At 67.2% G+C, this 21,144-nt stretch carries 19 protein-coding genes; 7 read left to right on the forward strand and 12 right to left on the reverse strand.

Annotated features, from left to right (window positions below):
* Positions 1–6: 6 nt before the first annotated feature.
* A complete protein-coding gene (locus tag C8J43_RS04820; RefSeq protein ID WP_133029899.1) occupies positions 7–1,713 on the forward strand; it encodes a M28 family metallopeptidase in 1,707 nt (568 codons plus the stop codon).
* Positions 1,710–2,546, forward strand: a complete 837-nt coding sequence (locus C8J43_RS04825; RefSeq protein ID WP_133029900.1) for an NAD(P)-dependent oxidoreductase — start codon at positions 1,710–1,712, stop codon at positions 2,544–2,546. Before C8J43_RS04820 ends, C8J43_RS04825 begins: the two co-directional genes overlap by 4 nt.
* On the opposite strand, the gene C8J43_RS04830 is transcribed toward C8J43_RS04825, so the two are convergent.
* From C8J43_RS04830 to C8J43_RS04840, 3 genes are all read right to left on the reverse strand, one after another.
* A complete protein-coding gene (locus C8J43_RS04830) occupies positions 2,459–3,382 on the reverse strand; it encodes an EamA family transporter (protein WP_133029901.1) in 924 nt (307 codons plus the stop codon). The genes C8J43_RS04825 and C8J43_RS04830 overlap by 88 nt on opposite strands.
* The gene (locus C8J43_RS04835; RefSeq protein WP_133029902.1) at positions 3,379–4,380 is read right to left on the reverse strand and encodes a beta-eliminating lyase-related protein; all 1,002 of its coding nucleotides are present in this window, start codon (positions 4,378–4,380) and stop codon (positions 3,379–3,381) included. Before C8J43_RS04835 ends, C8J43_RS04830 begins: the two co-directional genes overlap by 4 nt.
* A 149-nt stretch (positions 4,381–4,529) precedes the next feature.
* The gene (locus C8J43_RS04840) at positions 4,530–6,683 is read right to left on the reverse strand and encodes a transglycosylase domain-containing protein (protein ID WP_133029903.1); all 2,154 of its coding nucleotides are present in this window, start codon (positions 6,681–6,683) and stop codon (positions 4,530–4,532) included.
* Positions 6,684–6,867: 184 nt separating this feature from the next.
* On the opposite strand from C8J43_RS04840, the gene C8J43_RS04845 reads away from it, so the two are divergent.
* Entirely contained in the window at positions 6,868–7,476 is a 609-nt protein-coding gene (locus C8J43_RS04845; RefSeq protein WP_133030050.1) for an NADPH-dependent FMN reductase, read from the forward strand.
* 117 nt (positions 7,477–7,593) lie between these two features.
* Here the strand turns inward: C8J43_RS04845 and C8J43_RS04850 are convergent, their stop codons facing one another.
* The 8 genes from C8J43_RS04850 to C8J43_RS04885 form a co-directional block, all read right to left on the reverse strand.
* Positions 7,594–8,625, reverse strand: coding sequence for a histidine kinase dimerization/phosphoacceptor domain -containing protein (locus tag C8J43_RS04850; RefSeq protein WP_133029904.1), 1,032 nt, complete (start codon positions 8,623–8,625; stop codon positions 7,594–7,596).
* A complete protein-coding gene (locus C8J43_RS04855; RefSeq protein ID WP_121886336.1) occupies positions 8,622–9,062 on the reverse strand; it encodes a response regulator in 441 nt (146 codons plus the stop codon). The genes C8J43_RS04850 and C8J43_RS04855 overlap by 4 nt, the downstream gene beginning before the upstream one ends.
* Positions 9,059–10,549, reverse strand: a complete 1,491-nt coding sequence (locus tag C8J43_RS04860) for an ATP-binding protein (RefSeq protein WP_347812497.1) — start codon at positions 10,547–10,549, stop codon at positions 9,059–9,061. Before C8J43_RS04860 ends, C8J43_RS04855 begins: the two co-directional genes overlap by 4 nt.
* Positions 10,550–10,639: 90 nt before the next feature.
* Entirely contained in the window at positions 10,640–11,419 is a 780-nt protein-coding gene (locus C8J43_RS04865; RefSeq protein WP_133029906.1) for an exonuclease domain-containing protein, read from the reverse strand.
* A 27-nt stretch (positions 11,420–11,446) separates the two neighbouring features.
* On the reverse strand, positions 11,447–11,896 hold the full coding sequence (locus tag C8J43_RS04870) for a PH domain-containing protein (protein WP_133029907.1): 450 nt from the start codon (positions 11,894–11,896) through the stop codon (positions 11,447–11,449).
* Between the two features lie 330 nt (positions 11,897–12,226).
* Positions 12,227–13,600 (reverse strand): phosphomannomutase/phosphoglucomutase, encoded by a 1,374-nt coding sequence (locus C8J43_RS04875; RefSeq protein WP_133029908.1) that lies wholly within the window; start codon positions 13,598–13,600, stop codon positions 12,227–12,229.
* Between the two features lie 145 nt (positions 13,601–13,745).
* Positions 13,746–14,000 carry a J domain-containing protein gene (locus tag C8J43_RS04880; RefSeq protein ID WP_133029909.1) on the reverse strand — a complete coding sequence of 85 codons (255 nt, stop codon included), beginning with the start codon at positions 13,998–14,000 and terminating at the stop codon, positions 13,746–13,748.
* The gene (locus C8J43_RS04885; protein WP_133029910.1) at positions 13,997–14,827 is read right to left on the reverse strand and encodes a division plane positioning ATPase MipZ; all 831 of its coding nucleotides are present in this window, start codon (positions 14,825–14,827) and stop codon (positions 13,997–13,999) included. Before C8J43_RS04885 ends, C8J43_RS04880 begins: the two co-directional genes overlap by 4 nt.
* Before the next feature lie 75 nt (positions 14,828–14,902).
* On the opposite strand from C8J43_RS04885, the gene panC reads away from it, so the two are divergent.
* Positions 14,903–15,742: a pantoate--beta-alanine ligase gene (gene panC / locus C8J43_RS04890; RefSeq protein ID WP_133029911.1), complete on the forward strand. Its 840-nt coding sequence runs from the start codon at positions 14,903–14,905 to the stop codon at positions 15,740–15,742.
* A 78-nt stretch (positions 15,743–15,820) separates the two neighbouring features.
* Entirely contained in the window at positions 15,821–16,117 is a 297-nt protein-coding gene (locus C8J43_RS04895) for a sel1 repeat family protein (RefSeq protein WP_056053341.1), read from the forward strand.
* Positions 16,118–16,231: 114 nt separating this feature from the next.
* Here C8J43_RS04895 and topA read toward each other — a convergent pair whose 3' ends face one another.
* Positions 16,232–18,850, reverse strand: coding sequence for a type I DNA topoisomerase (topA, locus tag C8J43_RS04900; RefSeq protein WP_133029912.1), 2,619 nt, complete (start codon positions 18,848–18,850; stop codon positions 16,232–16,234).
* A gap of 363 nt (positions 18,851–19,213) precedes the next feature.
* Between topA and C8J43_RS04905 the strand changes: the two genes are divergently transcribed.
* Together C8J43_RS04905 and C8J43_RS04910 are read left to right on the forward strand one after the other, a co-directional pair.
* Complete coding sequence (locus tag C8J43_RS04905) at positions 19,214–19,507, forward strand: hypothetical protein (RefSeq protein WP_056053333.1); 294 nt, start codon at positions 19,214–19,216, stop codon at positions 19,505–19,507.
* Positions 19,504–21,138 carry a methyl-accepting chemotaxis protein gene (locus C8J43_RS04910; RefSeq protein ID WP_133029913.1) on the forward strand — a complete coding sequence of 545 codons (1,635 nt, stop codon included), beginning with the start codon at positions 19,504–19,506 and terminating at the stop codon, positions 21,136–21,138. The genes C8J43_RS04905 and C8J43_RS04910 overlap by 4 nt, the downstream gene beginning before the upstream one ends.
* Positions 21,139–21,144 lie beyond the last annotated feature (6 nt).

Here is a 21,144-nt window from a genome sequence, read left to right on the forward strand (position 1 = left end):
TTCCGGATGTATCGTCCTATCGGCGCGCTCGCGGTGCTCGCGCTTTCTACCTCTGCCCTTGCTCAGACTGCGCCCCAAGCTGCCCCCGCGCCGGCTCCGGTGACCGCGCCGAAGACTGCCGAGCTGAACGCCAAGCTCGCCGCGCCGCTGCCGGCGGATCAGGCGGCGATGAAGGCGCATGTGCTGTTTCTCGCGTCGGATGCGATGAAGGGTCGCGAGGCTGGTAGCCCCGAGTTCGACATCGCCGCGCAATATGTCGCTGCGCAGTTTTATGCCGCGGGTCTGCGGCCGGGTGGCGATCAGGGAGGGTATCTTCAGACCGTGCCGCTCGTGTCGTACAAGGCGGCGAGCAAGGGCGATTTCGTGTGGACCGGCCGCGGGCCTGCGCAGCCGCTCGTGTTCGGTGAGGATTATGTGCCCGCAGCGAACGGCGCGAAGGCGGAGACCAGCGTGTCGGCGCCCGTCGTGTTCGTCGGCTACGGCATCGACGCGCCGCAATATGGCCAGGACGACTACAAGGGCGTCGACGTGCGCGGCAAGATCGTCGCCTATTTCGGCGGATCGCCCGCGCGGTTCGGTGGCGAGGAGCGCGCGTTCTTCGGGTCGGGCGGGACCAAGGCGGCGATCGCGCAGGCCAACGGCGCAGTCGGCGTGATCACGCTGGAGAGCCCGCGCTCGGCCAAGGTGCGGACCTTCGCCAAACTGGCCGACTCCTATGCCACGCCGCGGATGACTTGGGCGAACCCCGACGGCACCGGCAAGGTCGAAGCGCCCGGCGCGCCGTCGCTCGGCACGGTCAGCATGGCCGGCGCGGCCAAGCTGTTCGTGGGTGCGAAGACGCCGTGGAGCCGGATCGTGAAGCAGGCGGACCGCGACAACGCCAAGTTCAAGGCGGTGCCGCTGGTCGGTACGCTGACCGTCGCGACCAAGACGAGCTTCGTGCCCGCCGCTAGCAGCAACGTGGTCGGCGTGATCCCCGGCAGCGATCCGGTGGTCGGTAAGGAGGTCGTCGTGCTCTCCGCCCATCTCGATCACATCGGCATCACGAAACCCGTGAAGGGCGACGCGCTGAACAACGGCGCGCTCGACAACGCGATCGGCATCGCCAGCCTGATCGAGGAGGCCAAGCGCTTCACGGCCAGCGGGCAGGCGCCCAAGCGCACGATCATGTTCCTGGCGGTCACCGGCGAGGAGAAGGGGTTGGTCGGCAGCGATTACTTCACCAATCACCCGACCGTGCCACTGACCTCGATCGTCGCGGACGTGAACCTCGACATGCCGATCCTGACCTACAAGTTCGAGGACATGGTGGTGTTCGGTGCCGAGCGCTCGACCATAGGCCCGATCGTGCAGAAGGCGGTGGCGGCGATCGGCGTCGGCCTGTCGCCAGATCCGATGCCGGAGGAAGGGATCTTCGTTCGCTCGGATCACTTCCGCTTCGTCCAGAAGGGTATTCCCTCGGTATTCCTGTGGCCGGGTCAGAAGGGGCCGGGCAAGGCCGCGGTCGCGTATTTCATGGCGAACAATTATCACAAGCCGTCGGACGACCTGACTCAGCCGATCCTGTGGGATCAGGGCGTGCGGTTCGTCGATGCGAACTACCGGATCGCGCGTGAGATCGCGGATGGCGCGCAGCGGCCGGTGTGGAATGCGGGCGATTACTTTGGGACGCTGTATAAGGGACCGATGGCAACGACCGGGACGACGAAATGAGCCGACTGCTTATCTTCGGGCTGGGCTACACTGCGGGGCGGATGGCCGAGCGGCTGGCCGGCGAGGGCTGGCATGTCGTCGGCACGACGCGGGATGGGCGCGATGGTACGCTCCGGTTCGACGATACGGATGCGGTGACAGCGGAGATCGCAGCGGCGACGCATATCCTGTCGTCGGTGCCGCCCGAGCATGAGGCGGACCCCGTCCTCGGGCGCTACGGCTCGCTGTTGCTGCGGACGCGCGCGTGGCTCGGCTATCTGTCGTCGACCGGCGTGTACGGCGATGCGCAGGGCGCCTGGGTCGACGAGACGGCGCCGATCGGTGGCGGTCGTCGGAGCGCGCGGGCCGCGGCGGATGCGGACTGGCTGGCGATTGGTGCGCGGACGTTCCGGTTGCCGGGGATCTATGGTCCCGGTCGCTCGCCGCTCGACCGGGTGCGGCAGGGCAAGGCGCACCGGATCGAGCAACCCGGCCAGGTGTTCAGTCGCGCGCATGTCGACGACATCGTCTCGGGTGTGATCGCCGGGTTCGATGCGCCGGCGGGAGCGTATAATCTGGCGGATGACGTGCCCGCTTCGCAGAACGACGTCGTGGCGTTCGCGGCGATGCTGCTCGGGATGCCTGCGCCGCCGTTCGTGACGCTCGAGGAACTGTCGGCGATGGGGCGCGGGTTTTATAACGAGAACCGGCGGGTGGCGAACGGCAAGGCGAAGCGGGTGCTCGGCTGGACGCCCGCCTGGCCCGACTACCGTGCCGGCCTGCGTGCGCTGAGCGCGATGACCAGGCCGATGCCGGACAGGATTGCACCGGCGACGGCCAGGGTCGACCAGTGATAGCGCTCGAAGATCGTCGATAGCAGCATCGCGATCACCGGCACGATGACGCCGGAATAGGCCGCCTTGGCCGGGCCGATCGCGCGGATGACGTTGAAATACAGCGGAAAGGCGAGCGCGGAGGCGAACACGCCGAGATAGAGGATGCCCGCGACATAGCCGAAGCGCGGCTCGAACACCGGTGGCCCGGTGGTGATCCAGGCGAACGCCGCATCGAGGCATGCGCCGATCAGCATCGCCATCGCGAGCGTCGGTGCCATCGGATAGCGCTTGGCGAACGCGCTGCCCTGGACGACGTTGGCGACCGACGCGGCCATCACGCCGCACAAGGTCAGGACGATGCCGATCGTCGCCGAGCGCGGCCCGTGCGGATCGACCCGCGCCTCGTTGACGAACAGCAGCGCGACCCCCGCCATCGCTACGGCGCAGCCGACCACGAGTTGTGGTCCGAGGCGTTGCTTGAGGAAGATCCGGCCGAAGATCGCGTTGGGGACGAGCAGGAGCGCGAACACGACCGCGACAAGACCCGAGGTGACGTAATGCTCGGCGCGGTAGACGAAGTTGAAGTTGAACGTGAACAGCGCGATGCCGATCACCCCCGCGAACGCGTAGCCGCGCGCGTCGAACTTGAAGCTCTCGCGCTTGATGCTGGCGTAGATCGCCATTGCGATGCCGGCGACGAGGAAGCGGTAGCTGATCGACCAGCTTGGCGGCACCACCGCGATCTGGTCGCGGATGACGAGCCAGGTCGAGCCCCAGATCAGCGTGACGATGCCGAACGGAATCAGTACGGCCGCGCGGGTCGACTGTGGTGGGTCGGTTGGGCCGGGGGTCATAACTCCCGGATCGCATCGGCGAGCAGGCCGACTGCGTCCGCGGGGCTGTCCCATGCGGTGACCAGGCGGATCTCGCCGGCGGCCCAGTCGTAGAAGTCGAAACCTTTCCCGCGGAGGGCTGCGGCTTCTTCCGGCGTGGCGCGGAGGAAGACTTCGTTGGCCTCGACCGGGTGGACGAGGCGGTTGCCGGCGGCGGCGGCGAGTCTGGCGGCGGCGTCGTTCGCGGCCTTGGCATTGGCGAGCCAGAGGTCGTCGTCGAGCATGGCGAGGATCTGCGCGGCGAGATACCGCCCTTTTGACAGCAGCAGGCCTGCGCGTTTGCGGCGGTATTGCGTGACGGCGGCAAGGTCGGGCTTGAAGAAGACCAGCGCCTCCGCACTCATCGCGCCGTTCTTGACGAAGCCGAAGCTCAGCGCGTCGACGCCCGCGCGCCACGTCATCTCGGCGGGCGAGCAGCCGACGCGTGCCATCGCGTTGGCGAAGCGTGCGCCGTCCATGTGGAAGCCGAGCCCGCGTTCCTTTGCCAGCGCGCCGATCTCCGCGACCTCATGAGGCTGGTAAACGCGGCCGTATTCGGTGGCGTTGGTGATCGAGATCGCGTGCGGCTGGACGCGGTGGACGTCGTCGGGGATCGCGTCGAGGACAGTTCGGATCGTGTCTGGGGTGAGCTTTGCGCCGTCACCGTCGGCGAGGAACAGCTTGGCGCCGTGCGTGTAGAATTCGGGCGCGCCGCCCTCGTCGTTCTGAATGTGCGCGTCGCGGTGGCAGACGATGCCGCCGTGCGGGGGGCAGAGGGCGGCGAGCGCGAGGCAGTTGGCGGCGGTGCCGGTGGGGACCCAGAGGACGGCGACGTCGGTCTCGAACAGCGCGGACAGGCGGCCGTCGAGCTGCTGGCTCCACGCGTCGCCGGCATAGGCGGTGTCGAGCGTGTCGGCGGCGGCGATCGCGGCCATGACCTGCGGGTGGATCCTGGCGGCGTTGTCGGAGAAGAAGCGCATGGGGGAGACATGCTGCGATGCGGTGGTGAGGTCAACGGGGGTGTCGCTGCTCGGACGTTGGCGACCGCTTTCTTGTTCTCCCGCGAAGGCGGGAGCCCAGTCTGGGGCCCCGCCTTCGCGGGGAAACAAGCTGTCTTGCGGGCGAAGTCCTACTGCCCTTCGTCGAACCCCGTCTCTTCCTCCGGAGGTCGGCGATCGTCGCGGGGGGGCGGGCCTTCCTGGCGGTCGCGGCGGGAGGGGCCGACCGAGATGGTGCCGTCCTCGCCCATCTTCAGGTTGAAGCCCATTCCTTCGATCTCCCCGCCCAACGGCAGAATGGAATTCTCCTGATCTTCCGCTGGCAACGCGTCAGGATCGACTTCCTCGACCGCGGGAGGAGGCGCGGCGATCGGGGCGATGCCCAGCGCGCTCTGCATGAAATCGCGCCAGATGCGCGCGGGGATGCCGCCGCCGGACAGGCCGGGGTTCGACGAATTGTCGTCATTGCCGACCCACACGCCGACCACCAGATCGCGCGCGAAGCCGACGAACAGCGCGTCCTTGTTGTCCGAGGTCGTGCCGGTCTTGCCGAACGCGTCGACCGTCAGGTTCGCGCCGCGGCCGGTGCCGGTGCGGATCGAGGCCGCCAGCAGGTCGAGCATTTCGTCGTGGATCTTGCTCGGCATCTCGGTCGCGCCGCCGGTCAGCGACTGGTACCAGCCCTTCTCGCGGACGTCGGCGAGCCCGCGCGGCTGGACCGGATATTGTTCGCGCGCGATCGCGGCATAGGCGGCGGTGAGTTCGAGCAGCGACACGGTCGAGGTGCCGAGGCCTATCGTTGCCTCGCTGGGGATCGGCGTCGAGATGCCGAGGTCGCGTGCCGCCTTGATCACCGCCTTGACGCCTACCTGCTGCGTGAGCCGAGCGGCGGCGACGTTGGACGAGCGCGCGAACGCCTGGCGGAGCGTGATCGTGCCCTGATAGCGGCCGTCGCTGTTCTTGGGCGTCCAGTCGCCGATCGTGACCGGGCGGTCCTCGATCGTCGAATCGGGAGTGAGGCCCTGGCGCATCGCGGCGAGGTAGACGAACAGCTTGAAGGTCGAGCCGGGCTGGCGGCGGGCCTGCGTGGCGCGGTTGAACGGGCTTTTCGCGTAGTTCTTGCCGCCGATCATCGCGACGACGCGGCCATCGGGACGCATCGCCACCAGCGCGACCTGCGCCTGACGTAGACCCGCGCGCGCTACGGTGCGTTCTGCTGCGCGCTGTAACCGCGGGTCGAGCGTCGTCTGGACGGTCGCCTCGGTCTTGATCTCGCCAGCCTGGTCGCGTGCTTCGGGGAGGATCCAGTCGGCGAAATAGGTGCCGTTGGGGAGCTGCGACGGGCGGCTGCCGAGCACGCGCTGTGGCTGGACCGCGTCGCCCTCTGCCTTGGTGAGGAAGCCCGCGTCGACCATCGCGCCGACGACGACGGCCTCCCGCTTGCGCGCGCCTTCTAGGTTGGAGGTGGGGGCGAGGCGCGATGGCGCCTTGACCAGCCCGGCGAGCATCGCCGCCTGGCCGACGTTGAGTTTATCGGGGGTGCGGCCGAAATAATGCTTGGCGGCCGCGCTGATCCCGTAGGTGTTGTCGCCGAAATAGACGTTCGAAAGATAGCGCGAGAGGATTTCGTTCTTCGACAGCCATGCCTCTAGCCAGAAGGCGATCATCGCCTCGCGGATTTTGCGCGTCGCGGTGCGGTCCGAATCGAGGAAGGCGTTCTTTGCGAGCTGTTGGGTGATCGTCGAGCCGCCCTGGCGGACGCCGCCCGAGCCCATGTTCGCCCATGCCGCCCGCGCGATGCCGCGCGGATCGACGCCCCAGTGCGAATAGAAACGCCGGTCCTCGATCGCGAGGAACGCCTGCGTCACGTGCGGCGGGAGCTTCGAGGCGTCGACCGACTTGCCGATGATCGCGCCGCGCCGCGCGATCGGCGTGCCGTCGTCCGCGGTCAGCGTGATCGAGGGCGGCGTCGGCGGCTGGAGCGACTTCGACAGCGGCGCGGTGATCGCCAGCCAGATGATCGCGATCACCAGCAGGACGATGCCGATCCCCGCCCCGCGCAGGATCCAGCGACCGATCGGACGCTTGCGCCGCGGCACGCGGGCGGTGACGTAGGGCGCCGCATCGCGGTCGTCATATGACCCGGACTCGTCACCATCGCGCTCGGCTTCGTATTTCTGGCGCAGGCGTTCACGTTCGGTGATCAGCCGCTCGCGCTCATAGGCATAGGGCTCGCGGTCGCCGCGCGAACTGGAACGGTCGGGGTCGAAGGGATCGGGGCGCATCGGATCGTTCCAGGTCGGCCAAGCGGCGGACTTTAGTGTGTTATCGTTCTATGACAGCTCGGGCAAGCCTATGCGCATGCCTAACGTGTACCGGGGCTTAGTGACAGCGTCCGTGGTGTTCGCAGCGCGAGAACCGGTCGAAGCCCTGTTGTCATCGCGCGGCGAAACGGGGAAGAGCGTGTCGATGACGTTCGAACAGGATGAAACCGTGGCCGCTTCCGACACTCTCCCCCTCGTCGTTGGCATCGGCGGCACGATCGGCGGCGTCTCGTCGACCGAGCGTGCACTCCGCATCGCGCTCGATGCGGTCGAGAAGCAGGGCTATCGCACGCAGATGTTCGGGGGCGCCGACATGGCGCGACTGCCGCTCTACGATCCGAAGGCGACGACGCGGACCGCGGACGAACGCGCGTTCGTCGAGGCCGTGCGCGGTGCATCGGCGGTGATCATCGCCAGCCCGGGCTATCACGGCAGCATCTCCGGCGTGGTGAAGAACGCGCTCGACCTGCTCGAGGAGACCGCGCGCGACGAGCGGCCGTATCTGGCGGACATGCCGGTCGGGTTGATCGCCACGGCGTATGGCTGGCAGGCGACCGGCAGCACGATCGCGGCGCTGCGCTCGATCGTCCACGCGCTGCGCGGCTGGCCGACGCCGTTCGCGGCGGCGATCAACACGCAGGTGACGAAGTTCGACGACGAGGGTGGCGCGAACGATCCCGCGGTGATCGAGCAATTGTGCTTGGTCGGGCGTCAGGTGGCGCGGTTCGCGCCGTTGTCCGAGCCGGCGAACTAACAGGTTCGCGCTATCGTCCGTTCGTCCTGAACGCAGTCGAAGGGCATGCCCCAAGCGAGGGTGCGTCGACTTCGCTCAGCACGAACGGGGTAGGGGAGTTCTGAGGCTTGGTACCCGCTACCGCACCGCCGCGCGGAGGGTGGCGCGGACGCCGGTGTGGGTCGGGTCGTATTCGACGATCGACTGCAGGCTCTGCGCCATCGCGCGGATCAGCTTCGTGCCTAGCCCGGTGCCGCGTGGGGCGGCGTCTTCGGGAATGCCGCAGCCATCGTCCTCGACCGCGAGCAGGAAGACGTCGTCGTCGATCCGGCGCAGCGCCACGCGGACTTCGCCGCCGCTGTTGGGGTAGGCGTATTTGCACGCGTTGGTGACGAGTTCGGTGACGATCACGCCGAGCGACACCGCGCGGTCGGTGGGCAGGCGGATCGGCTCGGCGGCGAGGCTCAAGGCGCGCGGGAGCGCTTCGGTCGACCAGGTCTCGGCGAGTTCGTCGACCAGCGCGCCGAGATATTCCTGCATGTCGACGCTCTCGACGTCGTTGCTCGTGTAAAGCCGGCGGTGGACCTGCGCGATCGCCTGGATACGGCGCTGCGTATCCTCCAGCGCCTCACGCGCGGACGGGTCGGTCAGCGCGGTCGCCTGGAGTCGGACCATCGCCGAGACGAGTTGCAGCGAGTTGGCGACGCGGTGGTTCACCTCGCCCAGCAGCGCCTCGAGCCGCGCGTTGCTGGCCCGGAGGTCGGCTTCGGCGGACGCCTTTTCCTGTTCGAGCAGGGCACGCGCGCGCACCTGTTCAAACGAGGCGGCGAGCAGGTCGAAGAAATCGTCGCCGACCGTCTTCACGACGTAATCGGCGGCACCCGCCTTCAGCGCGGCGACCGCGATGCGGCCCTCTTCGGAGCCGGTGACGTACACCACGGGGGGCGGATCGGGCAGGCGGCGGAGCGCGTCGAGGGTTTCGAGGCCGTCCATCCCGGGCATGTAATGGTCGACCGCGATCAGGTCGAAGCGTTCTGCGGCGGCCTTCACGACTCCCTCGGCCCCCGTCTCGGCAACGGTCATCCGGTAGCCGCGGCGTTCGAGCGCACGCGCCGCCAGCCGCCGGATCCCGGCGTCGTCGTCGATGTAGAGGACGCGCGTTTCGCTCACTCGGCTTCGGGGACCTGGATCACCGACAGGAACAGCCCGAGCTGGCGAATCGCCTGCGCGAAGCTCTCATAGTTGACCGGCTTGGTGATGTAGACGTTGCAGCCGAGGTCGTAGCAGCGCTCGATCTCGACCCTGTCGTCGGTTGTGGTGAGTACGACGACCGGTGTGCGACGTAGCGGGCTGCCCTCCGCCTTGATCCGCGCGAGGATGTCGGTGCCGCTCATGTCGGGCAGGTTCAAGTCGAGCAGGATCATCGCCGGGCCGCTTTTCGCGGGGCCATCGGCGGCGTTGAACAGGAAGTCGAGCGCGGTGGTGCCGTCGGTGAAGTGACGGATATCGTTCAAGATCCCGGCGCGGCGAATGTTCTTCTCGATGAGGCGGGCATGACCCTCGTCATCCTCGATCATCACGATACCGACGGTCTTGTGATCGTTCATGCTGTGTCCTGGATGGTCATGTGAGTCGGCAGGTTGAGCCGGAAGGTCGCGCCGTCGCCGAGCGTCGACTGCACGTCGATCGTGCCGCCCAGACGATAGGCGAGCGCGCGGACATGCGCGAGTCCGATGCCTTCGCCCGGCTGGTCCTGCGCGCCCGAGCGGCGGAACAGGTCGAACACACGCTGGTGATCGCGTGGATCGATGCCGCGGCCATTGTCGACCACCGACAGAATGACGCGGCCGCGTTCGGTATGGCCCTTCACGACAATCTCGCCGGGGCGGCCGGGCTTCAGATATTTGGTCGCGTTCTCGATCAGGTTCGACAGGATCTGTTCGAGCGCGAGGCGATCGGTGACGATTCCCGGCATCGGCCGCTCGACGCGCACCACGGCGCCGCGATCGTCGACGATGTGCTGCATCGCGCCGACGATCGTGTCGACCAGTTGCGCGGGGTCGATATGCTCGGGCGCGATCGTCCGGCGGCCTTCGCGCGCCAGCTTGAGGATGGCGTTGATCAGCCGGTCCATCTTCTGCGTCGAGGTACGGATGAAGCCGATCGCCTCGGGCAGGTCTTCGCGCGCCGCCAACCGTGCGTCTTCCGTCAGGATGTGCGGTGCCTCGGTCTCGGCGCGGTCGACGAGTTCGGCGAGCGGCCCGGCGGCGGTCGCGAGTTCGGCGGTGAAGCCCATCACGTTGACCAGAGGCGAGCGCAGATCGTGGCTGACGATATACGCGAAGCGCTGGATCTCCTCGTTCGCACGGCTGAGATCGGCGGTGCGTTCCGTGACCTGCTCTTCCAGCGTCTCGTTGAGGGTGCGCAGGCTGTCGCGCGAGGCGGCGAGGTCGGCGGTGTAGCGGCGGATCAGCAGGACCGCGAGAATCGCGACGATCAGCAGCAGCGCCGCGGCGAGGCCGGCGACCGAGAGGAACAGCGCGCTGGTGCGTTGCTGGCGCTCGGTGCGGATCGCCAGCAGGCGGACTTCGTCGGCGGCCATCGCCTGGAGGCGGTAGCGGATGCCGCGCATCAACGGCACGCTGGCATCGACCGCGAACCGGCGCTGCGCCTCGGCGATCCGACCCGAGGCGACCAGGGTCATCGACTGCGTCCGGAGCGCGCGCAACTGGACGAAGCGCGGCTCGATCAGGTCGAGGCGCGCGATCTGGTTGGGGTTGTCGCGCGTCAGGTGGCGCAGCTTGCGGATCGACGGGACGAGGTTGCCTGCGGTTCGTGCGTAGGCCGCCGCGAACAACGGCTTGCCGGCGAGGATGTAGCCGCGCCGCGCCGTCTCGGACTGCTCCATCTGGATCTGGAGCGTGGCGACCGCTTGGCGGACATCCTGCGTGTGGAGGATCTCGGCGGTATAGGTGTGGTTGCGGACGGTGATCCAGCCGATCGCGATCGCCGCGGCGGCCAGCGCGATGAAGCCGAGCGTCATGAACGCGACCAGCCACCGTGCGACCCGCCCCTCCGACGAGGGCAATTTCAAGCGTACGCGGACCATAGGGGTTGGGGTGTAGGCGGGCGGAGGTCGTTACGCCAGCGATACTGACGCGTCCGCCAGCGCAACGATATTGATCTAGAGCAGCAGGTCCTGCGCGCTCGTCTTGCCGACGCGACCGCCGCCGCTGCGCCGGTCCATCTCGTGGTTGGCGGTGAAGCGGATATCGGGATCGCGGTCGGTCATGAACGCCATCAGCGTCTCGTGATCGAGCTCGGACCATTCCTTGCCACGATCGGGGCCGTAGCGGACGCGCGGGATCAGGCCGGGGTCGCGCGACCATTCGACGAGCTGCGCGAAACTCGCCTCGTTGAGCATGTCGCGCAGGTGGAACGCGGTGACGTAGGCGTCGGGGAATGCGCGGTGTGCGGGCAGGCCGCGCTCGTGTTCCATGCCGTGCGGTTTGCGCCAATAGCGCAGTACCTGGTTCGAGAAGCTCGGCGAGTCGGGCCAGAGTCGTAGCGCGCATTTCCAGGTGCAGATCCATTCTGCGTCGCGGGTGAGCGCGGGCGTGCAGAATTTCTGCTCGAAATCGGCGCGGTGCGCGGCGAGCGCGAGCCGGCGTGGCCACGGGTCGAGCACCTGGCGGGCGCAATCATGCCAATACGGCGCGTCGGCGACATGCTCGTCGAGGATGTGGTGGATCGCCTGAGTCACCGGCGGGATCAGTCGGCCGGGATTGACGAGCAGGCTGCCGCCTTCGCCGTAGATCTCCCAGCGGCCATCCTCGCCGAGCGCGACGTCCTGCCAGCCGATCTCGCAGACGCCGTGGGCGGGCGGGGCCGAGCCGGTGGTCTCGAGGTCGACGACCCGGATCATGTGGGGCTGGGGTTTGGGCTTGGGGTAGGGGGGCACCATGCTCGCCATGTGGGGACAAAAGCGCGCTTAATCCAGCGCGTATGAGTCCTCGACGTCGACTTCGCGGACGCCGCGGCGCTGGCGGGCGCGATCGACCAGTTTCCGGAGACCTTCGCGGCGGTCGCGCGCCATCGGGATGTCGCGGAGCGTGAACTCGCCGCCGCTGGTCGTGCGATCGGTGGAGGTCAGGATGATCGTGCCGATGTCGGTCATCTGGTTGAGCAGCGAATAGCCGAGGCGGACGTCCTTGATCCGGTAGAGTTCGATCTCGTCGATCGTCTTGAACAGGATGCCGCGCTTGATGATCAGGCGCTGGTCGGTGATCTCGTAGCTGGCGCTGCGGTTCTTGAGCCAGCGGACGCCGATGATGACGAAGCCGACGCCGGCGAGACAGGTGAGGAGGGTGCCCCAACCGGCAAAGCTGCCGAGCAGCCAGCGGCGCGTGCTGGAGCGGAATTCGTCGACTGGGCGCTCCACTTGGGGACTCCTTGGGATGGTGGCGGGACGGTAGGCTGGGGCGGTGGTGAGTCAATCGCCCTCCCGTTCTCCCGCAAAGGCGGGAGTCCAGGGTTACAGGCGCCGGCGTTTGGAATTCCTGGACCCCCGCCTTCGCGGGGGAACGGTTAGTTTGCGTTACGCGGCATGTCGCGAGTTCCGTGTCACGCATCTGTTTTGCGTGTAGCTTGATCACGCATACCACCCCGGCGGAGGCCGGGGCCCAGTTGGGGGACGTTGCTAACAGAGAGCGGTGTGCGTTACATCCACCTTTCCAACTGGGCCCCGGCCTTCGCCGGGGTGGCGGCTCTGTTACGGTACCGATCTCACAACGCCGCTCGCCGCGAGTTGCGCATCGACCTCCGCCAGAAGCGTATCAAGCGCCGCTTGGTCCTTCGCCTCCGCGCGGACGGTCAGCATCGCCTGCGTGTTCGAGGCGCGGAGGAGCCACCACCCGTTGGCGGTCGTAACCCGCGCGCCATCGGTGAGGTCCATCTCCGCGCCCTCCGACTTCAACCGCGCGATCACTTCGTCCACCACCGCGAATTTCCGCACATCCTCGACCGGAAAGCGCAGGTCCGGCGTCGCGACCAGCGCCGGCATCGCATCGCGCAACTCGGTCAGCGACCGCCCCGACAGATGCACCGCGCGGATCAGCCGCACCGCCGCATAGTGCGCGTCGTCGAAGCCGTAATATTCGCCCGCGAAGAACAGGTGCCCGCTCAACTCCCCGCCGATCGGTGCGCCGGTGCGGGTCATCGCGGTCTTCATCAGGCTGTGGCCTGTGGCGGCCATCACCGGCTCGCCGCCCAGTTCGGCGATCCGGTCGAATAACGCCTGAGACGACTTCACGTCGGCGACGATCGGCGCACCGGGGTGCTCGCGCAGGGCAGGCTCGACCAATATGGAGAGAATCTGGTCGCCCCAGATCACGCGTCCCGAGCCGTCGACCGCGCCGATCCGGTCGCCGTCGCCATCGAAGGCCAGTCCGAAATCGAGGTTCTTCTCCGCGACCAGGCGTTTCAGATCGGCGAGGTTCGCCTCTTCGGTAGGATCGGGATGATGGTTGGGAAAATTGCCGTCGACTTCGGCGAAGATCACATGATGCTCACCCGGCAGCAATTGAACGAGCTTCTCGATCACCGGGCCGGCGGCGCCGTTGCCGGTGTCCCAGCCGATCCGGTACGCGCCGCCTGCATAGCCGAGCATCAGCCGGGCGACATAGGCGTCCAGCACGTCTGCGGTCGTCACTTCGCCCGCGCCCTCACTCCAGGCGCCCGACGCGGCGAGCGCGGCGAGGTCCTGGATGTCGTCGCCAAAAAATGGCGCGTGCGCGTGCACCATCTTGAAGCCGTTATACTCGGGGGGATTGTGGCTGCCGGTTACCTGGATGCCGCCATCCACTTCTAGCGTCGCCTCGGCGTAGTAGAGCATCGGGGTGGAGCTGAGGCCGATGCGGACGACGTCGACGCCGCCCGCGACGAGGCCGGAGACGAGCGCGGCTTCGAGTTCGGGCGAGGAGTTGCGGCCGTCATAGCCGACCGCGACGCGCGTTCCGCCAGCGGCGCGGATGCGGGTGGCGAAGCCTCGACCGATCGCCACGGCGTCGGCGGGGCCGAGCGCTTTGCCGACGATCCCGCGGATGTCGTATTCGCGGAGCGAGGTCGGGTCGAACTGGTGGGTCATAGGCCTCTCGCTAGTCGTGCTGGTGCGGGAATACCGTCCTACCACCGTCACCCCGGACTTGTTCCGGGGTGACGGTGCTGCGAACTCACGGCTATCGAGCGTGCGGAACGGTGGATGCCGGAACGAGCCCGGCATGACGGGGGGGTTAGCGTGCGCGCTTCAGGAGGAGGTCGCGCGCCGCATTCACCCGCCGGGTCAGGTCTGTGGAGCCGCCGCGGTCGGGGTGGACCGAGGCGATCAGGCGGCGGTGCGCGCTGCGGATGGCGTCGGCGTTCGCGTTGCTGCCGATGCCGAGGATCGAACGCGCTTCCGCTTCATCCGTGACCACGCGCTGTTTTGGTTTCGGGCGAAGGTAATGCCAGGCCAGCCAGATGAAGACCCCGGCGACGATCCACTTCATGCAGCCACACCCGAGACTGGGCCCGGCGTCTGTTCCGCCATGACCTCGGGCAGCTGCAACGCGGCCATCATCTCGCGCAGTTCCTGGCGCGCGGCGACGTGGCCGAGGCCCATGCTGCCGAATTCCTTGGCATCGATCATCGTCAGGCCGGCGGGAAACATCTCGCGGTAGATCACGCGCTCGCCGAGCCCCGGGATGATCCGGAAGCCGACGCGCTTGGCGAGTTGCGCCAGCGCGTCGGACACGCGGCGCATGTTGCGCGCCTCGATATGCTGGAGGCGGTTGCGCAGCACGACCCAGTCGATCGTCGTGCCGTCGGCGCGTGCGCGCTGCTTCCGCGCGTCCCAGATGAGTTCGGAATAGAAGCTCGGGCGCGTTACCTGATACGTCTCGGGATCGACCTGGCCGATCAGGTCGAAGTCGACGAAGCTGTCGTTCATCGGCGTGACCAGCGTGTTGGACAGCGCCGCGGCGGTGCGCGCGAACGGATCGTCGCGGCCCGGCGTGTCGACGACCAGGAAGTCCGAGCCTTCGCAGAGCGAGTGCCAGAGGTCCTCGAACTGGTCCTCGCTCTGGTCGGACAGCGTCGCGTGGCGCGGCATCGGCAGCACCGAGCCGTTGCGCCTCATCGTCTCGGCGCGGTTGTCTAGATAGCGGCCGACGGTGCGCTGGCGGTGATCCAGATCGAGACACGCGACGCGCGCACCCTTCGCCGCCAGCGCGATCGCGACGTGCACCGCGGTCGTCGACTTGCCGGTGCCGCCCTTCTCGTTGGCGAACACGATCACGTGCGTCGAAGCTTGGGGTGTTTCCGGGCCCGTGGCCAACGCGCGTTTCCTTATTGATCGTAACAGTCACCCTTCATAGAAGCCGCGACCGCACTTATCGAGTAGGAGTTTCACGTGGACACCGTCCGGGACCTTAATGCGTTGCGCGACAGCGTCGCCGCCTTCCGTGCGGCGGGGCAGCGCGTCGCGCTCGTCCCGACGATGGGCGCGCTCCACGCCGGCCATGTCGCGCTGATCGAGGCGGCAAAGCGGCCGGGGACCAAGGTCGTCGCGTCGATCTTCGTCAACCCGACGCAGTTCGGCCCGAACGAGGACCTGTCGCGCTATCCGCGGCGCGAGATGGCCGATATCCGGATGCTCAACGAAGCCGGGTGCGACCTGCTCTGGCTGCCGTCGGTCGAGACGATGTATCCCGAGGGTTTCGCGACGTCGGTGCGCGTCTCGGGCGTCAGCGACGGGTTCGACGGCGCCTCGCGGCCCGGTCATTTCGACGGCGTCGCGACGGTCGTGTCGAAGCTGTTCAACCAGGTCGGCCCTGATGCGGCGTATTTCGGCGAGAAGGATTACCAGCAGATCGCCGTCGTTCGGCGGTTCGTCGCCGATCTGGACTTCGCGATCGATATCGTCGGGGTGCCGACGCAGCGTGACGACGACGGTTTGGCGATGTCGTCGCGCAACATCTATCTCGACGACGAGCAGCGCAGGCAGGCGGTGGCCCTGCCGCGTGCGCTGGGTGTCGCGGCGCGGGCGATCGCGAAGGGTGAGGATGTCGAGTCTGTGCTCGACGATGCGCGGACGACGTTGGTGGGGGCGGGGTTCACGATCGATTACGTTGCGCTGGCGGATGCCGAGACGCTGGCGGAGAACCCGGCCGCGGAGCGTCCGCGGCGGTTGCTGGCGGCAGCGCGGATGGGCGCGACGCGGCTGATCGATAACATCGCGATAGAGTTGTAAAGAACGCGCGTTAACCCATTAACCATTTCGTAGCCCGAATCACGGCACTCTGTTCTCACGAACATTGGGGGCAAGACCATGGGCAGCAGTTTCAAGAACGCGAATATCGGAATCGAACGCCGTCTGGCGGATGCCGCGCGCGGCGACGACCGGGCGTGTTACGAACTGGGGATGGTGTATTCGACGGGGACTTCGGGTGTCGTCCTCGACCTGATCGAGGCGCACAAGTGGTTCAACCTTGCGGCGGTGTCGGGGAACATCGCCGCGCAGGAATGCCGGGCTGAGATCGCCGAGGACATGACGGCTCGGGAGATCTCGGTGGCGCAACGTGCCGCGCGGGACTGGATGCAGTTGACGCAACGGCGGGCTGCTTAATTCTAGGGCTCCCCTCCCGCTTGCGGGAGGGGTTGGGGGAGGGATGACCGCGAACGTTGCGTTCGTGGGGTATTTCGGTCCCTCCCCTAGCCCCTCCCGCAAGCGGGAGGGGAATTAGGCTTCGGCTTTCTTCTTTGGCGCGGCTTTCTTGGCGGGGGCCTTTTTAGCCGGCGCCTTCTTTGCCGGAGCCTTCGCTTCAGTCTCGTCCTTGGCCACTGCTGTCTTGGCCGGAGCCTTTTTCGCCGCCGGCTTCTTGGCGGGTGCTTTCTTCTTCTTCGTTGCCGGCGCCGCGGCGGCGCGCGCGTCGATCAGCGACGCCGCTTCCTCGAGCGTCAGCTGGTCCTTCTCGATCGATTTGGGCAGCGTCGCGTTGGTCGTGCCGTCGGTGACGTAGGCGCCATAACGCCCTTCCATCAGCTTGATCTCGGCCTCGGTGCGCGGGTGGTTGCCCAGCACCTTGAGCGGCGCCTGAGCCCCCCGCGCGGTACGTCCGCCGCCCGCTGCCGCTTCGGCGAGCTTTACGACCGCCGCGTTCATGCCCGTCTCGAACACGTCCGCCGTTGTCTGGAGGCGGGCGTATTTGCCCGCGTGCTTCAGATACGGGCCGAACTTGCCGATCGTCGAGATGATCGGTTCGCCGGTCTCGGGGTGGTTGCCGACCGTCCGCGGGAGCGACAGCAGCTTGACCGCCCATTCCAGGTTCAGCTCGCCAATATCCTTCGGGATCGACGCCATCTTGCGGTCTTCGCCTTCGCCGATCTGCAGATACGGGCCGAAGCGTCCCGATTTACGCTCGATCGGCTGCCCGGTGTCGGGGTGCGTGCCGAGCGTCGACGGGCCGGCATCCGCTTCGGCATCGCCGCCGGGCTGCGCGAAGCGACGCGTGTATTTGCACTCGGGGTAGTTCGAGCACGCGATGAACGCGCCGAACTTGCCGCCGCGAAGTGCCAACTGGCCTTCGCCACAGTTCGGGCAGAGGCGGGGATCGCCGCCGTCGGCCTTCGCGGGGAACAGGTAGGGCGCGAGGAACACGTCGAGTTCGGCGGTGATCGCCGAGGGTTGCTGCTCCATCACCTCGTTGGTACGCGGCTTGAAATCGCGCCAGAACGCGTCGAGCACCGACTGCCACTGCGCGCGGCCGCCGGAGACGTCGTCGAGTTCTTCCTCGAGTTCGGCGGTGTAATCGTAGCCGACGTACTTCTCGAAGAAGCGCTCTAGGAACGCCGTCACCAGGCGCCCGCTTTCCTCGGCGAAGAAGCGGTTCTTCTCGATCCGGACGTAGGCGCGGTCCTTCAGCGTCTTGATGATTGACGCATAGGTGGACGGGCGGCCGATGCCGAGTTCTTCCATCCGCTTGACCAGCGAGGCTTCGGAGAAGCGTGGCGGCGGCTGGGTGAAATGCTGCTCGGCGTCGACCTTCTTCTTGGCGGGCGCATCACCTTCGCGCATCCGCGGCAGGCGGCGGGCGTCCTCGTCCGCGGAATCGTCCGACCCTTCCTCGTACAGCGCGAGATAGCCGGGGAAGAGCACGACTTGGCCGGTGGCGCGGAGGATGTTGCGGCCGGTGCCGTCGGCCATCTCGACCGTCGTGCGCTCCATGCGGGCGGACGCCATCTGGCTCGCCAGCGCGCGCTTGAAGATCAGGTCGTAGAGGCGCGCATGATCGCCGCCGCCAGCCTTGTCCTTGCCGAAATCGGTGGGGCGGATCGCTTCGTGCGCCTCCTGCGCGTTCTTCGCCTTCGACTGATACTGCCGCGGCTTGTCCGGGACATAGCTCGCGTCGAAGCGGTTCGCGACCGCCAGGCGCGCGGCGCTGATCGCGCTGCCGTCCATCTGCACGCCGTCGGTTCGCATGTAGGTGATCGTGCCGTCCTCGTAGAGGCCCTGCGCGATCCGCATCGTGTGATCCGCCGAGAAACCGAGTTTGCGCGACGCTTCCTGCTGGAGCGTCGACGTCGTGAACGGCGGCGGAGGGTTGCGACCGGCGGGCTTGGTCTCGACCGACTGGACCGAGAAATTGCCGTCGAGCACTGCCTGCTTGGCGCGGAGGGCATCGCCTTCGTTGCCGATCGAGAGGCGATCGAGCTTGTTGCCCTCAAACTGCGTCAGGCGCGCGGTGAAGGCGGTGCCATCATGCTCCATCTCGGCCGTGACCGACCAGTATTCCTGCGGTTTGAAGACGTCGATCTCTCGCTCGCGCTGGACGATCAGGCGGAGCGACACCGACTGGACGCGGCCGGCGGACTTGGCGCCGGGCAGCTTGCGCCACAGCACCGGCGAGAGCGTGAAGCCGACGAGGTAATCGAGCGCACGGCGGGCGCGATAGGCGTCGATCAGATCGTCGTCCAACTCGCGCGGGTTCTTCATCGCCTCCGTCACCGTCGCCTTGGTGATCGCGTTGAAGGTGACGCGCTCGACCTCCTTCGGCAGCGCTTTCCGCGCGCGCAGCACTTCGCGGACGTGCCACGAGATCGCCTCGCCCTCGCGATCCGGATCGGTCGCGAGGATCAGGCGGTCGGCGAGCTTGGCGAGATCGGTGATCGCCTTCAGCTGCTTCGACTTGTCCGCATAATTCTCCCACGTCATCGCGAAGGCGTCGTCGGGATCGACCGAGCCGTCCTTGGGCGGCAGGTCGCGGACATGGCCGTAGCTGGCCAGGACGCGGTAATCGCTGCCCAGATACTTCTCGATGGTTTTGGCCTTGGCAGGCGATTCGACGATGACAAGCTGCATGGGGAAACCGGGGTCCTTACGTGTACGCGTACGAGGGTGGGGACGAAGGGGCAGTGCCGTCAACCCGCAGAGGGTTCAGAGTGAAGTGCAGAAAGTGCAGACGCTGGCGCGGGTTTTCCAGAGGGTCGCGAGCGAGAGGGTGCGAGATCGGCAGCATATCCTTTGAGGATGGCAGGCTGCGGCGATGCAGGACAGCGTCCGCGAAACCGCCGGCACGGGCCACCGGTTTGAGCCTTTGCCGAAGTCAAATTGGCCGATTCGGGTCTTTGTCGAAGCCAAATCGGGGGCGATCATGCGCGGCGAACTTACTTTGCATTAACCAGGCGGTGCATAGGTAAGCGTATGAAATTCCAGCTAAGTCGGATGTTGATCCCTGCGCAGATCGCTACTGCGACAGTTGGGCTCGTCGCGTTGACGATGTGGCCGCCAGCATCGGGTTCGATGCTGTTGGTGCCGCTCGATCAAGATGGCGGAGCGGCGGTGCAGGGTGCGCTGGCGGGCGGTGCGGTGTTGCTCGGGGCCGGGCCGATTCCGGGATCGCTGGTCGTCGTTGGCGATCGTGCCCGCATCGCCCCCCAGGTCGCGTGGAATATCGTCATCATGGCCGCTCCGCCCGCAGGCTGCGGGGCCGATGTCGGTGCTAGGAAGCCAGCATGAATCGAATCGCCGCAGTGCTGAAGCCGGCCTTCTCCCAGCTGAATTTCGGGGCGAAACTGGGGGCCGCCGCAAAAATCGAGGATGATGCCGGCCTCAACCCGCTCGACCGGCTGCGGCGTCGCGCCGTCCAAGCCTGGGCGGCGATCGGCTGGATTTCGCTGGGGGGGCTACTGATAGGCAACGCCGTATTGGGCGCGGGCGCGAGCGTCCCGCTGTTGGTCATCGGCGCCATCATCACGGCGGGGCCAACCGCGATGGCGCTCCGCGGGCGCTACGATGTCGAGGCCCGGACGTTGATGGGGTCGCTCGCCGCGGTGATCCCGGCAATGCTCGTTTTCCTGCTCAAGGGGCATCCGTGGCAGATGGATGCACACATGTATTTCTTCGTCGGGATGGCGGCACTGGTAATGTTGGCGGACTGGCGGCCGATCGCGCTGGCGACGGTGCTGACCGCCGTGCATCATCTTGCGCTCGAATGGTGGGCCCCGGAATTCGTGTTCACCGGCACGGGTAATCTCGGCCGGGTGATCTTTCATGTCGTTGCGGTCGGGCTGCAATTCGGCGCGTTGACGGTGCTGACGATCCAGCTCGAGCGGCTGTTCCGGTCACAGAGCGCGGCGTTGCGGCGGTCGCGCGAGTTGACCGAGTTGGCGGAGGACGGTCAGCGGCGGACCGAAGAGGCGATGCATCAGGCGCGTGCGGCGGAGGCGGTGGCGGCGCGAGAACGCCAGCAGCGCGAGGACCAGGCGACGCGGATCGCGAGCGAGCGGCGCGGCGAGCTGGTGGCGCTAGCGAACGAGTTCGATCACTCGGTGACGTCGGTGGTGAAGAGCATCGGTCAGGCGACCGAACGACTAGAGCATGCGGCTGTGCGGCTCGAGGACGTTACCGGCGGCGCGACCCAAGATGCGGTCGAGGCGGCATCGGGCGCAGGCCGGGCGGCGCGCGACATAGCGCATGTCGCGTCGTCGATCCGCGACCTGTCCGAATCGATCCGGACGATCGCGATCGCGGCCGATCAGCAATCGGAATTGACCGTGGTGGCAAGCCTGGAGGCGCAGCGCAGCGTGCAGACGGTGGCGATGCTGGAGGATCACGCGGTCCAGATCGAGGTCTTTCTCGACGATATCCGCGAACTGGCAAGCAAGACCAATTTGCTGGCGCTGAACGCGACGATCGAGGCGGCACGGGCGGGCGACGCCGGGCGCGGATTCGCGGTCGTCGCGGGTGAAGTGAAAGTGCTGTCGGCGGATACCAAGCGGGCAAGCGACCGGATCAGCACGCTGCTCGCCGGGATCCGCGAAGGCGTCGCGGATACGGGTGAGAAACTGCGCAGCGTCAACACCGCGATCGGCCAGGTCTCGGTGGCGGCATCGGGGATCGCGACTGCGGTTGGCGAGCAGCGCTTCACGGCGCAGGAGGTCGATGCGGGTACAGCGCGCGCGGTCGACGCGGCGGACGAGATCGGCACCCGGATCGACGGCGTGGCGGCGGCGGCGGGATCGGCCTCGTTATTGTCGGCGTCGGTGCGGGGCAGTGCCAGCGACCTGGCAGCGAGCGCGCGAAATTTGCGGTCGTCGACCGACCTGTTCGTCTCGTTCCTGCAATCGGACGATGCAGCGGCGGCTTAGTTCCCA

The organism is Sphingomonas sp. PP-CE-1G-424, from assembly GCF_004341085.1.
Taxonomy (GTDB): domain Bacteria; phylum Pseudomonadota; class Alphaproteobacteria; order Sphingomonadales; family Sphingomonadaceae; genus Sphingomonas.

What these genes read in the sequence shown, in the direction of transcription:
- C8J43_RS04820 (WP_133029899.1), top strand. Translation starts at nt 7, where the DNA reads ATGTATCGTCCTATCGGCGCGCTCGCGGTGCTCGCGCTTTCTACCTCT.
- C8J43_RS04825 (WP_133029900.1), top strand. Translation starts at nt 1,710, where the DNA reads ATGAGCCGACTGCTTATCTTCGGGCTGGGCTACACTGCGGGGCGGATG.
- C8J43_RS04830 (WP_133029901.1), bottom strand. Translation starts at nt 3,382, where the DNA reads ATGACCCCCGGCCCAACCGACCCACCACAGTCGACCCGCGCGGCCGTA.
- C8J43_RS04835 (WP_133029902.1), bottom strand. Translation starts at nt 4,380, where the DNA reads ATGCGCTTCTTCTCCGACAACGCCGCCAGGATCCACCCGCAGGTCATG.
- C8J43_RS04840 (WP_133029903.1), bottom strand. Translation starts at nt 6,683, where the DNA reads ATGCGCCCCGATCCCTTCGACCCCGACCGTTCCAGTTCGCGCGGCGAC.
- C8J43_RS04845 (WP_133030050.1), top strand. Translation starts at nt 6,868, where the DNA reads ATGACGTTCGAACAGGATGAAACCGTGGCCGCTTCCGACACTCTCCCC.
- C8J43_RS04855 (WP_121886336.1), bottom strand. Translation starts at nt 9,062, where the DNA reads ATGAACGATCACAAGACCGTCGGTATCGTGATGATCGAGGATGACGAG.
- C8J43_RS04865 (WP_133029906.1), bottom strand. Translation starts at nt 11,419, where the DNA reads ATGGTGCCCCCCTACCCCAAGCCCAAACCCCAGCCCCACATGATCCGG.
- C8J43_RS04875 (WP_133029908.1), bottom strand. Translation starts at nt 13,600, where the DNA reads ATGACCCACCAGTTCGACCCGACCTCGCTCCGCGAATACGACATCCGC.
- C8J43_RS04880 (WP_133029909.1), bottom strand. Translation starts at nt 14,000, where the DNA reads ATGAAGTGGATCGTCGCCGGGGTCTTCATCTGGCTGGCCTGGCATTAC.
- C8J43_RS04895 (WP_056053341.1), top strand. Translation starts at nt 15,821, where the DNA reads ATGGGCAGCAGTTTCAAGAACGCGAATATCGGAATCGAACGCCGTCTG.
- topA (WP_133029912.1), bottom strand. Translation starts at nt 18,850, where the DNA reads ATGCAGCTTGTCATCGTCGAATCGCCTGCCAAGGCCAAAACCATCGAG.
- C8J43_RS04905 (WP_056053333.1), top strand. Translation starts at nt 19,214, where the DNA reads ATGTTGATCCCTGCGCAGATCGCTACTGCGACAGTTGGGCTCGTCGCG.
- C8J43_RS04910 (WP_133029913.1), top strand. Translation starts at nt 19,504, where the DNA reads ATGAATCGAATCGCCGCAGTGCTGAAGCCGGCCTTCTCCCAGCTGAAT.